The following is a 13,757-nucleotide window of genomic DNA, read 5'->3' on the forward strand; positions in this document are numbered from 1 at the left end:
ATGACAAGCACCTCGCACACGGCCCCGGCAGACGATGCCGGGGCCGTTGCCCCTTCCAGGCCCGAGCCCGCGACCTGGGGCGCGCGCAACGCGCACGACCCGACCGCGGTCCGCGACGAGGACGGCGTCTACTGGCTGTTCTCGACCGACGCCGACGCGAGCGGCCCGCTGCGCGCCGCCGGCGCCCAGATCCGCCGCTCCACCGACCTCGTGAGCTGGGAGTACGTCGGCTGCGCCCTCGACGGCGTGCCCGCGCCCGCCCGCGAGCACGCGGGCGCCGAGGGCCTGTGGGCCCCGGACGTCGTCCGCGTCGACACCGTCGACGGCCACGAGTGGCGCATGTACTACTCGGCGTCGTCGTTCGGCTCGCGCACGTCCGCGATCGGGCTGGCCGTCGCGCCGCACCCGAGCGGGCCGTGGAGCGACCGCGGCATCGTCGTCGCCACCGAGCACGACCGCGACGGCCACAACGCCATCGACGCGCAGCTCGTCGTCGACGGCGCGCGCCATCACCTGGTCTACGGCTCGTTCTTCGGCGGCCTGCATGTCCTCGAGATCGACCCGGCGACCGGCTTCGCGCTGGACGCCCCGGCGCCCGGCGCCCCCGCATCGTCCTTCGGCACGCTCATCGCGCGTCGGCCGCGCTCCGTCGACACCGCGATCGAGGGCCCGTACATCGTGCCGCGGCCCGGCGGCGGCTGGGCGCTCGTGGTGTCGTACGACTCGCTCGTGAACACGTATCACGTGCGCGTCGCCGTGGCGGAGGACCTGTACGGGCCCTACGTGGACCACGAGGGCCGCGAGATGACCGACCTCGAGGCGGACCCGCTCCAGGTGGGTCTCACCGTGCTCGCGAGCCATCGGCTCGAGGGCGCCTCGCGGGGGATCCTCGCGCCGGGTCACGCGTCGGTGCTCACCGAGCCCGGCCACCAGCTCCTGGTGCACCACACGCGCTTCGCGGAGACGCCGCGCGAGCACGAGGTGCAGGTCCGCCGCCTGGTCTGGACGCGCGGCGGCTGGCCGCTCGTGTCCGTCCAGACGTGGGCCGGCGAGCGCGAGACCGACGACGAGTCCACATGGCCCTCGGACGTGTCCGTGCTGGCGGGCGAGTGGGAGATCGTCGACTGGTCGCTGCCCACCGACGTCGTCCAGGAGTCCCGTCGCATCGTCGTGGGCGACGGCGATCTCGTGGGCCTGGCCGCCCACGGGCGCGGCCGCTTCACCCGCGACGGCGAGGCACCGGTCGACGCCGTCGTGTTCCCCGCATGGGACGCGGTGCGCGGTCGTGCGACGCTGTCGTTCGCGGCCATCGGGCCCAAGGGCACGGTGGTCGCCGGGACCCGGGTGGGATGATGGCTGTCGTGACGGAACGGCAGCGGGACGAGCGCGGGGGCAAGAAGCGCCTGCCTCCGATGGAGGGCACGCCCGCCGACGTCGACGAGGTCCCCGGCTGGACCGGGCGCGTCATGGTGTGGCTGCGGGTCGTCGCGCAGTTCGTCGGCATCCAGCTGCTCATGGTCGCCGGTACCGTGCTGGGGCTCGGCGTCCTGGGGCTCGGCCCCGCGACGGCGTCCGGCGCCAGGCTGCTGCGCCGCATCGTCGATGGCGACGCCTCGGACGCGCTCTGGAAGGACTTCTGGGGCGGCTACCGCTCCGACTTCCGCCGCGCCGCCACCGTCACCGCGCCGTTCATCGTGGTCATCGGCCTCGCGTGGTACGAGCTGCTCGTGCTGCTCGCGTACGGCGAGGGCACCATGGCGGCCGTGCTCACGGGCGCGATCCTCGCCCTCGGCTGCTACGCGGTGGCCTGCCTCGCCTACGCGCCGCACGTGCTGCGCCGCTACAGCGACCCGCCGCTCCAGGCGCTGCGCTTCGTCGCGCTGTCGCCGCTGCTGTCGCCCTTCACCGCGCTCGGCTGCATCGTCACCACCGTCGCGATCACGATCGTGCTCCTCAACTGGGTGCCGCTGCTCATCCTCATGGGGATCTCGGTGCCGCTGCTGCTGTCGGGGCTCATCGTCGACCGCTGGCTCGACAAGGTCGACGCGCGCGGCTCGATCGCCTGAGGCGCGCCCGGGGGCCGGGAGCCCACCGGGGAACTGGGCGACGTTTCTGCGAAGTTCGCGACTCCTACGGGGAAGTCAGCGACGGCTGCATGCGGAGAGCGTCGCTGAGCTCCCCGCAGGAGTCGCCCACCGGCGGAATCCGTCGCTGAGCTCCCCGAAGCGAAGCGGGTACGCGGGAGCGAGAGTCCTCAGGCCGCCGTGGACTCGCGCGGGACCACCTCGAAGTCGGTGATGACCCGGCGGTAGGGCGTGTCCTCGCCCGCGATGCGCGCGAGCAGCAGGTCCACCGCCATCGTCGCGATCTCCTCGCGGCCGGGCGAGATGGACGACAGGGTCGGGGACGCGTACGCGGCGTCCTCGATGTCGTCGAAGCCGATCACCGCGATGTCGTCCGGGACGGACACCCCGCGCGCGTGGAGCGTGTGGAGCGCGCCGAGCGCGAGCGCGTCGTTGAGGCCGAAGATCGCGTCCACCTTGACGCCGGCGTCGAGCACGCGCGTGGTGCAGTCGGCGCCGGTGGCGCGGTGCCACAGCCCGCCCTCGACCACGAGATCGGGGTCGAAGGGGATGCCGTTGGCCGCGAGGGCCGCCTGGTAGCCCAGCACGCGTAGCGCGGCCGAGCCCATGGTCTCCCCGGCGTGCGCGCCGATCACCGCGATGCGGCGGCGGCCCTGGTCGATGAGGTGCTGCGTCGCCGCGCGTGCCGCGTCCACGTTGTTCATCGTGACGTGGTCCCAGTCGCCGCCGAAGATGCGCTCGCCGAGCACCACCAGCGGGTAGTCGACCTTGAGGGCGTCCGCGTCGTCGGGGCCGAGCTCGAGCGGCGAGAAGATGAGGCCGTCGGTGAGCTGGCGGCGGTCCGACGTGAGGACGTCGAGCTCGTGCTGGCGGTCCGCGCTCGTCTGCTCGATCAGCACGACCACGCCGCGCGCCTCGGCCGCACGGATGACCGAGTCGGCGAGCTCCGCGAAGTAGGGCAGCGACAGCTCGGGCAGCGCGAGGCCGATGATCCCGGTGCGGCCCTGACGCAGGCTGCGTGCCGACAGGTTCATGCGGTAGCCGAGCTCGTCGATCGCCTGCTGCACCTTCGCCCGCGTGGCGGGGCGGATGTGCGGGTAGTCGTTGACCACGTTGGAGACCGTCTTGATGGACACTCCCGCGCGGGCGGCGACGTCATGCATCGTCACCGTGCCGCGCACGCCCGATCCGTTCACGTGGCCTAGACCTCCTCGTCGATGGGGATCCACACGCGCATCGCGCCGCCTGCGCGGTTCGCCCAGCGGGCGTACGGGATGGCGCGCAGGGCGATCCTGCCAGGAAGCATGCCAGAAGGCGCCGCCGGGCGCGAGGACCGCAGGAGCGCGGTGGTCCGGGGGAAGCCCTCGGAGCTGCGCACGATGCCCTCGGCGAGCACGGTCGCGCCGGCGCGCAACGACCGCAGACCAGGGCCGACGCGGGGCGGGGTGCTCAGATCGATGCGCAGGTCCTCGAGCGCGACGCCGGGCGGCAGGTCGCACTGCTCGAGGCAGAAGACGACCGGTCCCCGGCGCAGCGCGACGCAGCCGCGGACGGCGTCGACGCGCGGGTGCGGCGCGAGGACGTCCACCGGCATGGGCAGGGTGAGGACGATGCGGTGGTCGCCCGGGGCGACGGCGGCGCGGACGTAGCCGTCGGGCCCGGCCGTCGCGTCGACGGGGGCCCCGTCCACCTCGAGCGTCGCCGCCGCGCACCAGCCGGGGATCCGCAGCGCGAGCTCCTCGAGCGGCCCGGACGTCGCGATCTCGACGCGGCCGTCCCACGGGTAGTCGGTGCGGACCGTGAGCGTGGTGGCGCCGAGCCGGACGGTGCCGGCACCGTAGAGGTGCAGCCGGGCGCGCGCCTCGGTGCCGGTCGCGACGTACGCGCCGAGCGACGACACCAGCCGCGCGAGGTTGGGCGGGCAGCACGCGCAGCCGTACCAGTCGAGGCGCTCCGACGGCGCGTCCTCGCTGGCGCCGTCGTGCCCGTCGCGCAGCTGCAGCGGGTTCGAGTAGAAGAATCGGCGTCCGTCGGTCGAGACCCCGGAGGCGATGCCGTTGTAGAGGGCCTGCTCCATCGCGTCGGCGTGACGCGAGCCGCCCGTGGCGAGCAGCATCCGCCAGTTCCACTGGAACGCGGCGATGGCGGCGCAGGTCTCGGCGTAGGCCCGGTCCGGGGGCAGCTCGAACGGGTCGCCGAACGACTCGTCGCGATGGCGCGAGCCCATGCCGCCCGTGACGTACGCCTTGGTGCCGTGCGCCGACACCCAGAGGTCGTCCAGCGCCGAGGCGAGCCCCGGGTCGGCGGTCTCGGCGGCGACGTCCGCGATGCCGGCCGCGAGGTAGAGTTGCCGCACCGCGTGACCCGTCGCCTCGCGCGACTCGCGGACCGGGAGGTGGTCCTGGAAGTAGCCCGACTCGAACGGCCCGGTGCCGAGCGCGCCGGAGCCGCGCCGGTCGAGCATCGCCGCCGCGGTGTCGAGGTACGCGCGCTCGCCGGTGTGCCGGTACAGCTCGACCAGCGCGGTCTCGACCTCGGGGTGGCCGCAATAGCCGTCGATCCGCTCCGCGCCCGGGCCGAACTCGGCGACGGCGAGGTCCGCGAAGCGGCGGGCGACCGTCATGAGGTCGTCGTCCCCGGTGGCGCGCTCGCGCGCGACCGCGGCCTGGATGAGGTGGCCGAGCACGTACAGCTCATGGCCCCAGCGCATGTCGGTCCAGGGCTGCCGCGCCTCGTCGCCCTGGACGTGCGAGTCGAGGTAGCCGTCGTCGCGCTGCGCCCGCGCGAGCAGCGTCGTCGCGGCGCGGGTGAAGGCCTCCCAGGGCTGGTCGGCGGGGACGCGGGCCGCCTCCCACGCGATCGCCTCGAGCGTCTTGTGCAGGTCGGAGTCCGCGAACAGCGGCCCACGGAACGGCGCGTCCGAGTCGCCGACCAGCCGGCGAAGGTTGTCCAGGACACCGGTCGACTCGATCCGCTCGACCACGTGGGGGAGCGTGCGCTCGCGGTTGATGCGCTGCCACGCGCCCAGCTCGCGGGACGCGTCGAGCTGCACGGCGCCGACGGGCAGCGGCGTGAGGTCGTGGGCGGCGACCGCGGACGGCGTCGCCGGAGAGCAGACGTCGTGGGTGCGGACCATGCGCATGGCTCCTCCTTGAGCGGAAGCGATGGGGACGCGATTTTGCAACGATGTAAATCCTAGCGCGCGGATGCCCCTCCGGCCTAGTTCCTGTCGGCAAAGGGGACTAGGGCGAGCGTCGCACGCGGTGCAGGAGCCCCGTGGCCGCCCCCAGCGTCGCGCCGACCGCCGTGTCGAGGACCCGCTCCATCACCACGACCATCGTGGGGTCCTCGCCGCGGGCCGCCCCGGCGAGGATGAGCACCATCGGGGTGATGCACACGAGCGCGAGCGCGTAGTGGCGGACCACGAGCATCTGCGCGCCGAACTGCAGCGCGCCGAGCACCGCCGCCAGTGCGAGCGGCGGCAGCGTCAGTGCTCCGGCCACGGCCACGTACAGCGCGGCGCCGGCGGCCGTGCCGACGATGCGGTGGATCCCGCGCTGCGCCGCGTGGCGCCGGCCGGGGCGCGCGCCGATGACGGCGAGGCCTGCGCCCACCGTCCAGTAGGCGCGCTCGGGGTCCACCAGGACCAGGCTCACCGTGGTCCCGACCACGGCGACGATGAGCACGCGCACGAACAGCTCGGTGGTGACCGCGTCCCACCGCGGCCCGGGCAGCAGCGCACGCAGCGGGGCGACGGGCACCCGGTTCCGCGCGCGGAGGAGCGAGCTCGCCGCGACCAGGCACGCGAACGCCGTGCCTGCCGCGAAGGCGCCGATGACCTCACCCGGCGGCGTGTGCCGGACCCCGTCCTCGAGCACGCTGACGTGGGAGGCGAGCCCGTAGGCGATGAGCGGGAACAGCGGGCCCGGCGGCCCCACCGAGAACGCGTAGACGAGGGCCGCCGCAGCCGCCGCGACCACGATCAGGCCGATGCCCGTGGCGAGCGGCCAGGGACCCGTCGCCGCGCCCGCGGCGGCGCACGCGGTGAGCACCACTGCCACGAGCGGCAGGATGCGGGCCCGCTCGGCGGGCGACCGATGCGCCGCGTAGAGCGTCGTGAACGCGCCGCTCGAGGCGAGCAGCCCGGTGCTCGCGTGGCCGGTGAGCACGCCGACCGCGGCCGGGGTCGCCATCGCCACGGCCGCCTGCAGCGCGACCGGCCAGCGGCGGCCCTCGAACCGCTGCATCGTCCCCAGGCTGGCGACGGCGCGGCCGGCGCCGCCCGCCCAGGCGCGACCGGTGCCCGTCACCCGGTCGCGCGCCCGGGCCGCGCGCGCATCGTCCGCCATGCCGCAGGCCTCCCCCGCCAGGGTGCCACGCAGGCCGCCGAGCCCGCGCATCGTCCCTGCTCCTTTGCGAGGATGGGAGCAGGGGCGGCGATGGCGACCACGGCGATGGACCGGTGGCTGCCCGGCATCCGGGTGGCCCGCGGGTACCACCGCGCCTGGCTGTGGCCGGACGTCCGCGCCGGCATCGTCGTCACGGCCCTCCTGATCCCCGCCGGGATGGGCTACGCGCGGGTCGCGGGGCTGCCGCCGGAGACCGGCCTGTACGCGACGATCGTGCCCCTCGTCGCGTACGCGCTCGTGGGGCCGTCGCGGATCCTCGTGCTCGGCCCGGACTCCGCCCTCGCGCCCATCATCGCCGCCTCGATCCTGCCCCTCGCGGCGGGCGACCCCACCCGCGCGGTCGCGCTCGCGGGCCTGCTGTCGATCCTCGTCGGCGCCTTCATGCTGGTGGGCGGGGTCCTGCGCCTGGGCTTCGTCACGGACCTGCTGTCGAAGCCCGTGAGGGTGGGCTACCTCAACGCGATCGCGCTCGTGGTGATCGCCTCGCAGCTGCCGAAGCTGCTGGGTGTGCCTGTGGAGGACGGCTCGATGTGGGACGAGCTCGCGGCGACCGCGCGCGGGGTCGTCGGCGGCGACGCGGTGCCCGCCGCGGCGGCCGTGGGGCTCGGCTCGCTCGTGGTGATCCTGGTCCTGCGCCGGCTGCGGTCGCCGGTGCCGGGCGTGCTGGTCGCGGTGGTGCTCGCGACGGTCGCGACGTGGGCGCTCGGGCTCGCCGACGAGCTGCCGGTCGTGGGCGCTCTGCCGGCGGGGCTGCCGGCGCCCGCGCTCGGCGGGCTGACCGCCGGCGACGCGTGGTCGCTGCTCGCCCCTGCCGCGGGCATCGCGCTCGTCGCGTTCACGGACAGCGCGGTGCTGTCGCGGTCGCTCGCGGCCCGGCGCGGCGAGACGGTGAGCGGCAGCGCGGAGCTGTCGGGGATCGGCATCGCGAACATCGCGGGGGGAGCACTCGGCGGCTTCCCGGTGTCCGCATCGTCCTCGCGCACTCCGGTCGCGGAGCAGGCCGGGTCGCGCACGCAGCTCACGGGGGTGGTGGGGGCGGCCCTCATCGTCGTGTTCATCCTGCTGGTGCCGGGGCTCACCGCGTACCTGCCCGACGCGAGCCTGGCGGCGGTCGTGGTCGCCGCGGTGCTCGGGCTCATCGACGTGCCGGCGCTCGTGCGGCTGTGGCGGATGAACCGGCTCGACGCGGTGCTGTCGCTCGCGGCCTCCGCCGGCGTGCTCGTCATCGGCGTCCTCGAGGGCATCGTGGTCGCGATCGTGCTGTCGCTGCTCGCGTTCGTCGACCGGTCGTGGCGCCCGTACCGCGCGGAGCTGGGCCGGGTGCGGGGCCTGCGCGGCTACCACGACCTGTCGCGCTACCCCGAGAGCGGCGACCGGATCCCCGGGATCGTGCTCGTGCGATTCGACGCGCCGCTCTTCTTCGCCAACGGTGAGGTCTTCAACGACTGGGTGCGCTCGCGGGTGGACGCGGCGGGCGAGGACATCAGCACCGTGGTCCTCGCGGCGGAGCCGATCACGGGGATCGACACCACGGCGATCGACCAGCTCGTCGAGCTCGACGACTACCTTCACGCACGGGGCGTGCGGCTCGTCTTCGCGGAGATGAAGGACCCCGTGGTCGACCAGCTGCGCCGCTACGGGATGGCGGAGCGCTTCACTCCGGACCGGTTCTGGCCCACCGTCGGGGCGGCGGTCGACGACCTCACCGGCACCCTGCGCGGCGATCTCGAGGGCACCCGGTGGGACGAGGCGGCGGGCGCCGAGGACGACGAGGCCGACCCGGACGGGTGAGCCTGCCGCGCGTCAGCCCAGCGGCTCCGCCAGCGCGACGACCAGCCCCTCCGGGCCGCGCACGTAGCAGAGGCGGTACGCGTCCTCGTAGCGCACGATCTCGCGGACCACCGCGCCGCCGTGCGCGGCCAGGGTGGCCACGGCCGCGTCGATGTCGTCGACCGCGAACATCACGTTGGCCCAGCCGAGCGCGTTGACGGGGGCCGGGTGCGGCGTGGGCGCGGTGCCGGGCGGGCTGTCCCAGCGCGTCAGCTCGAGGCGGCCGTGACCGTCCGGCGTGACCAGGAGCGCGATCTCCGTCCGCGTCCCCTCGAGCCCCGTGACCCGGTCGACCCAGTCGCCCGCGATGGGCGCCCTGCCCTCGACAGTCATCCCGAGCGCCTCGAAGAAGGCGATCGCGGCGTCGAGGTCCCGGACCGCCGCGGTCACGTGGTCCAGCCGGATGATCGCCATGGTCGGACGCCTCCTGGGTCAGCCCACCGGGGCGCGCAGGATGGAGGTCATCCGCTTCCCGCGCGCGACCTCGTCGACCAGCTTGTCCATCCAGCGGATCTGCTGCATCAGCGGGTCCTCGATCTCCTCGACGCGGACGCCGCAGATCACTCCCGTGATGAGGTCCGTGTGCGGGTTCATCGCGGGTGCCTGCGCGAAGAACTCCTCGAGCGTGCGCTCGTCGGCCACGGCGTCCTGGATGCCGGCCTCGTCGTACCCGGTCAGCCAGGTGAGGACGGTGTCGAGCTCCTCGGTCGTGTGGCCCTTGCGCTCGACCTTCTTCACGTACAGCGGGTAGATGGTCGCGAAGGTCATGCGACGGATGCGGTCGTCGGCCATGGCGGTGCTCCTCGGGGACGGTGGTGCTGCGTCCCAGCCTACGAGCGCATCGTCCCGTGGCCCGTACGGCCCCTCGGCCAGCCGTACCGCTCATGGTGCGGAAAGGGCCATGCGCGGCGCTCGCGGTACCGCTGACGGTGCAAGCGCGCGGACGCCTACCGCGTCGTGTCCGCGTGCAGCGCACCCACGTTGCGCAGGAACAGGATGATCCAGGTGAACACCAGCACCCCGGCGACGAGCTCGACCGCGGTCAGCGCCCAGTAGCCCACCGCGAAGAAGACCGCCGTCACGACGATCACCGCGACGAACGTCCATCCGACGGGGAGGAACGCGCGCGAGATGCCCGGCACCCAGGCACGCAGGCGGAAGGTGAGCACGCCGAAGGCGACGGCCATGCCGCTGGCGACGAACGTGTGGATCCAGAAGTGCGTGTCGACGTGGAAGACGCCGACCAGCCCCAGGAAGATGCCCACCACGATGAGCGACAGCCGGACCCGGCGCACGCCCTGCTCGGTCGCGGTGGGGATGTCGCGGGTGGCGACGCGCGCGAGGATCGTCACCAGGAACCCGGCGACGATGAGCGTGAGGTTGAAGGCCAGAGCCGAGACGTCGTGCGAGACGCCGAGCGCGCTGAGGTGGATCTTCCACCAGTCGGGATCGCTGGCGGTCAGCATGCTGGCGAGGACGCCCTCGACCAGGAACACGGCGAGCACGATCGCGAGGAGCTGCGAGTCCATGTGCGCGGCGGACAGGAACGCGACGTAGGCGGACACGGCCGCGGTCGCGCCGCTGAGGGCGACGATCGGGAGCCAGAACACGGTAGCGCCGATGAACGCGTCCGAGAGGATCACCGCCGTCAGCGTCCAGCTGAGGAACGCGATGACGCCGTGCGCGAAGGCGACTGCCGCCACGTCCACCACGTCGAGCGCCCCGGAGATCCGGGGTCGCCCCTGCGTGTGGAGAACGTACCGGCCGGCGGCGAACGCGAGCATCGCCGCGACCGCCGAGGCGAGCGCCGCGTACTGCCCGATGGAGTCCGGGCCGGCGATCGGCGCGGGGTCGAAGCCGAAGACCGGGAGGGCGATGAGGGCGACCACGCCGAAGGCGAGGGCGCCGAGCCCGGTGGCGGTGAGCTCGAGGGTGGTCTGAGCCCGGTCCCGCAACGGGATCCGCGGGTCGTCGTCGGTCATGCGCGCTCCCGTCCGCGTCGTCGATGCTTCGGAGCGTACCTGCGCGGACGCGGCGGAGGGCGGGGGACGATGCGCGCGTCCCCCGCCCTCTGCCCGTGCGGCTACGCCCGCGCGGTCCTCGCGAACGCGAGCGTGGCCAGGGCGGCCGCCTGGTCGCCCAGCACCGCGTCGTCGAAGAGCACGCGCGGGGAGTGGTTGAACTCGGCGGTGGCCGGGTCGATGTCCGGCGGCGAGGCCATGAGCATGAGGAACGTGCCCGGAACCTCGTCGAGCACGAAGGAGAAGTCCTCCGAGCCCATGACCGGCGCCGGCATGGTCATGACGCGCTGCTCGCCGAAGACGCCGGCCAGCGTCTCGACGGTGAACGCGGTCTCCGCGGCATCGTTCACCGTCGCCGGGTAGTAGGCCTCGAAGCGGACGTCCGCGGTGAGGCCGTGCGTGGACGCGACGCCCTCGATCACGCGGGGCAGTCGCGCCTGGAGCCTCTCGAGCGACGCCGCGGACATGAAGCGGACCGTCGCGCCGAGCTCGACCTGCTCGGGGATGACGTTGATGGCGCCGTCGCCGGTGCTCATGCGGGTCACGGTGAGCACCACCGGGTCGAAGGCGTCGAAGCTGCGGGTGACGAAGCTCTGGAGAGCGAGCACGGTCTCCGCCGCGACGGGGACCGGGTCGAGCGCGTGCTGCGGCTGCGAGCCGTGGCCACCGCGGCCCCGCACGGTGACGTGCAGCATCGCCGCTCCCGCCATGACCGGCCCCGGGCGGGTTCCGAAGACGCCGCGCGGCCCCGGGGCCATGTGGATCGCGTAGGCGCCGACGGGCCTGTCCCCGGCGGCGTCGAGGAGACCCTCGTCGATCATGATCCTCGCGCCGCCGTCGCCCTCCTCGCCGGGCTGGAACATGAAGATGACCGAGCCGGCGAGCCGGTCACGGTGGGCCGCGAGCAGCCGCGCGGCCCCGACGAGGCCCGCGGTGTGGAGATCGTGACCGCACGCGTGCATCGCGCCGTTGGTCGAGGCGTAGTCGAGGCCGGTCGCCTCGTCCAGCGGCAGGGCGTCCATGTCGCCGCGGAGCAGCACGGCGGGGCCGGGGAGGGCGCCGCGGAGCACCGCGACCACCGAGGTGGTCGCGGTGCCCGTGGTGATCTCGAGCGGCAGGCCCTCGAGGGCCGCGAGCACCTTCGCCTGCGTGCGCGGCAGGTCGAGGCCCAGCTCCGGGTCGGCGTGCAGCGCCCGGCGGAGGGCGACCAGGTCGGGAAGGATCGCGGCGGCGTCGGCGGCGAAGTCGGGTGCCTCGGCGGACCGATCGGTGGTCATCGCGCTGCGCCCTCCAGCTCCTCGGTGCCGGTCTCGCTGGCGACCGGGTCGCCGTCGGCGATGCGCATCGATCCCAGCGCGATCGCGATGACGACGAAGGCGACGGCGGAGAACGTCCAGATCGCCACGTAGCCGCCCAGCGAGGACGCGAGCTCCCCGACGGGGGTGAAGGCCGTCAGGAGGACCGCGAAGACCGCACCCGCAGCGGCACCTCCGAGCGTGCGCAGCGAGTTGTAGATGCCGGCCGCGATGCCCGTCTGATCGCTCGGCGCCGCCTCGGCGATGAGCGCCGGCAGCGCGCCCATGAGGAGGCCCATGCCGATGCCGCCGACGAGCGCGAAGAGGTACATGTGCCACATGGCCGTGTGCATCCCGATCTGGAAGGCCCAGGCGCCCGCGGCGAGCACGGCACCGGCGACCAGGACGGCGCGCATGCCGACCCGGCGTGCGATGGGCGCGAACGCGCCCGCGCCCACGGTGGCCATGATCATCAGCAGGCCCATCACGGCCGAGACGGTGCCGGGCGCGGCCGCGAAGCCGTAGCCGACCTCGGCCGGGTCGGCCGCGAGGAAGGTCGTGATCGGCGTCTGCGTGCCGAAGAGCACCATGCCGAACAGGAAGGCCGCGAGGTAGGCGGGGCCGAGCTTGGGGGAGACGACCATGCGCACGTCGATCGCGGGCGAGTCGGAGCGGCGTTCCCACGCGACCCACGCGGCGAAGATCGCGACGGCGACCGCCAGGGTGATCAGCGTCGAGGGCGCGCCGAATCCGGCGTCGGAGGCAAGGTGGAGCCCGAAGAGGAGGGCGATCATCGCGATGCCGATGCCCGCGAAGCCGATGCCGTCGATGCGGACGCGGGTGCGCTCGGTCGACTCGGGGACCTTGAAGAACGCGGCGTAGACGGCGACCAGGCCGAACACGACGGGGACGAGCAGCGTGGCGGTGAGCGACGGCATGGCGCCGGCGATCAGGCCGCTCGCGACCGTGCCGAGGATCAGGCCGCCGGTCAGGAAGGACACCAGCAGGCCGATCGAGCTGCGCGCGGTGTCGCCCTTGATGCGGTTGTGGATCAGCGCGATCTCGAGCGGGAGCCACGCCGCCTCGGGGGCCGTGAGCAGGCGGCCGATCAGCATCGTCTCGTAATTGGGTGCGAAGGCCGTGAGGAGGCCGCCGACGATGACCGCGACTACGGCGATGCGGAGGATCCGGCGGTGGCCGAACACGTCGCCGAGGCGCGACAGCAGCGGCACGCACACGGCGGCGCCGAGCGTCTGGACCGTGAGGAACCAGGTGATGTCGGCGTCGCTGACGCGCATGTGCTCGGCGATCTCGCCGAGCAGCGGCGGGTAGAAGCCCTGGGCGAAGCCCGAGGCGAGCTCGCAGAGCAGGAGGAAGCCGACGACGACGCGCGGCGAGAGCCGTCGCATCGAGCCGGTTGCGGGCGCGGAGGTCATGTCAGTCCGTTCCTTCGGAGGCGTGGAGCAGTCGGGGAGGGGAGGTGAGGAGCGCGTCGATCAGCGCCAGGTACTGGCGCGGCTCGACGCGGACGCCCTCGATCGCGTGCCGGAGCAGGGTGAGCCCGGAGAGCGCATCGAGGATGACGTCGGGGTCGACGTCGGAGGGGAGCTCGCCGCGGGTGATGGCGCGGTCGAGGATCCGCTCGCCGTGGCGGCGGCGGACCAGGAAGAGGGAGTCCCAGACCAGGGCGAAGACCTCGGGCTCGAGGATCGCGGACATCGCGCGTCCCGCGGCGACCCCCTTGCCCTCCTGGTTGCGCTGGTTCTGGAGCGCATGCTCGAGGAGGTCCTCGCGCGCCGAGCCGGTGTCGGGGCATTCGCCGATCTCGGCGTGGGCGAGCACGATGGCCGCGACCAGGGCGGCCTTGTCGGCGTGGCGGCGGTAGATCGCGGCCTTGCCGCAGCCCGCCGCCTTCGCGACATGCTCGACACGCAGCGCGGCGTAGCCGTGCTCGTGGAGCAGGTCGAGGCCGACGTCGAGGATGCGGCGGCTGAGCTCCTCGTCGGCGGGGCGGCCGGCGGGGGTCGCGGCGTTCGGTGCGGGTGCCATGGCCCGAACATACGGAACGGGCCGTTTCGTAAGTGTTACGGCCGCGTCAATCTTCGGTTGCGGTCCCGC

Annotated in this window: 12 protein-coding genes; 3 read left to right on the forward strand and 9 right to left on the reverse strand. The window is 73.8% G+C overall.

The window, feature by feature from the left end:
- On the forward strand, positions 1–1,353 hold the full coding sequence (locus tag AOM02_RS09715) for an arabinan endo-1,5-alpha-L-arabinosidase (RefSeq protein ID WP_062298957.1): 1,353 nt from the start codon (positions 1–3) through the stop codon (positions 1,351–1,353).
- Positions 1,354–1,361: 8 nt separating this feature from the next.
- Entirely contained in the window at positions 1,362–2,066 is a 705-nt protein-coding gene (locus AOM02_RS09720; protein ID WP_169746618.1) for a YesL family protein, read from the forward strand.
- Between the two features lie 188 nt (positions 2,067–2,254).
- Here the strand turns inward: AOM02_RS09720 and AOM02_RS09725 are convergent, their stop codons facing one another.
- The 3 genes from AOM02_RS09725 to AOM02_RS09735 all read right to left on the reverse strand — a co-directional run bounded on the left by AOM02_RS09725 (position 2,255) and on the right by AOM02_RS09735 (position 6,484).
- Entirely contained in the window at positions 2,255–3,247 is a 993-nt protein-coding gene (locus tag AOM02_RS09725) for a LacI family DNA-binding transcriptional regulator (protein ID WP_062299044.1), read from the reverse strand.
- A gap of 38 nt (positions 3,248–3,285) precedes the next feature.
- Positions 3,286–5,226, reverse strand: a complete 1,941-nt coding sequence (locus tag AOM02_RS09730; protein ID WP_082105014.1) for a glycoside hydrolase family 127 protein — start codon at positions 5,224–5,226, stop codon at positions 3,286–3,288.
- Between the two features lie 100 nt (positions 5,227–5,326).
- Positions 5,327–6,484: an FUSC family protein gene (locus AOM02_RS09735; protein ID WP_062298959.1), complete on the reverse strand. Its 1,158-nt coding sequence runs from the start codon at positions 6,482–6,484 to the stop codon at positions 5,327–5,329.
- A 39-nt stretch (positions 6,485–6,523) separates the two neighbouring features.
- Between AOM02_RS09735 and AOM02_RS09740 the strand changes: the two genes are divergently transcribed.
- Positions 6,524–8,284, forward strand: coding sequence for a SulP family inorganic anion transporter (locus AOM02_RS09740; protein WP_062298960.1), 1,761 nt, complete (start codon positions 6,524–6,526; stop codon positions 8,282–8,284).
- 12 nt (positions 8,285–8,296) lie between these two features.
- Here AOM02_RS09740 and AOM02_RS09745 read toward each other — a convergent pair whose 3' ends face one another.
- The 6 genes from AOM02_RS09745 to AOM02_RS09770 all read right to left on the reverse strand — a co-directional run bounded on the left by AOM02_RS09745 (position 8,297) and on the right by AOM02_RS09770 (position 13,688).
- A complete protein-coding gene (locus AOM02_RS09745) occupies positions 8,297–8,737 on the reverse strand; it encodes a VOC family protein (RefSeq protein WP_174442421.1) in 441 nt (146 codons plus the stop codon).
- A gap of 18 nt (positions 8,738–8,755) precedes the next feature.
- Positions 8,756–9,115 (reverse strand): DUF2200 domain-containing protein, encoded by a 360-nt coding sequence (locus AOM02_RS09750; protein ID WP_062298961.1) that lies wholly within the window; start codon positions 9,113–9,115, stop codon positions 8,756–8,758.
- 155 nt (positions 9,116–9,270) lie between these two features.
- The gene (locus AOM02_RS09755; RefSeq protein ID WP_062298962.1) at positions 9,271–10,305 is read right to left on the reverse strand and encodes a DUF998 domain-containing protein; all 1,035 of its coding nucleotides are present in this window, start codon (positions 10,303–10,305) and stop codon (positions 9,271–9,273) included.
- Positions 10,306–10,406: 101 nt separating this feature from the next.
- Positions 10,407–11,621 carry a M20 metallopeptidase family protein gene (locus AOM02_RS09760; RefSeq protein ID WP_062298963.1) on the reverse strand — a complete coding sequence of 405 codons (1,215 nt, stop codon included), beginning with the start codon at positions 11,619–11,621 and terminating at the stop codon, positions 10,407–10,409.
- Positions 11,618–13,075 carry an MFS transporter gene (locus tag AOM02_RS09765; protein WP_062298964.1) on the reverse strand — a complete coding sequence of 486 codons (1,458 nt, stop codon included), beginning with the start codon at positions 13,073–13,075 and terminating at the stop codon, positions 11,618–11,620. The genes AOM02_RS09760 and AOM02_RS09765 overlap by 4 nt, the downstream gene beginning before the upstream one ends.
- Before the next feature lies 1 nt (position 13,076).
- Positions 13,077–13,688 carry a TetR-like C-terminal domain-containing protein gene (locus AOM02_RS09770; RefSeq protein ID WP_062298965.1) on the reverse strand — a complete coding sequence of 204 codons (612 nt, stop codon included), beginning with the start codon at positions 13,686–13,688 and terminating at the stop codon, positions 13,077–13,079.
- Between the last annotated feature and the right edge of the window lie 69 nt (positions 13,689–13,757).

The organism is Demequina maris (assembly GCF_000971155.1).
Lineage (GTDB): Bacteria > Actinomycetota > Actinomycetes > Actinomycetales > Demequinaceae > Demequina > Demequina maris.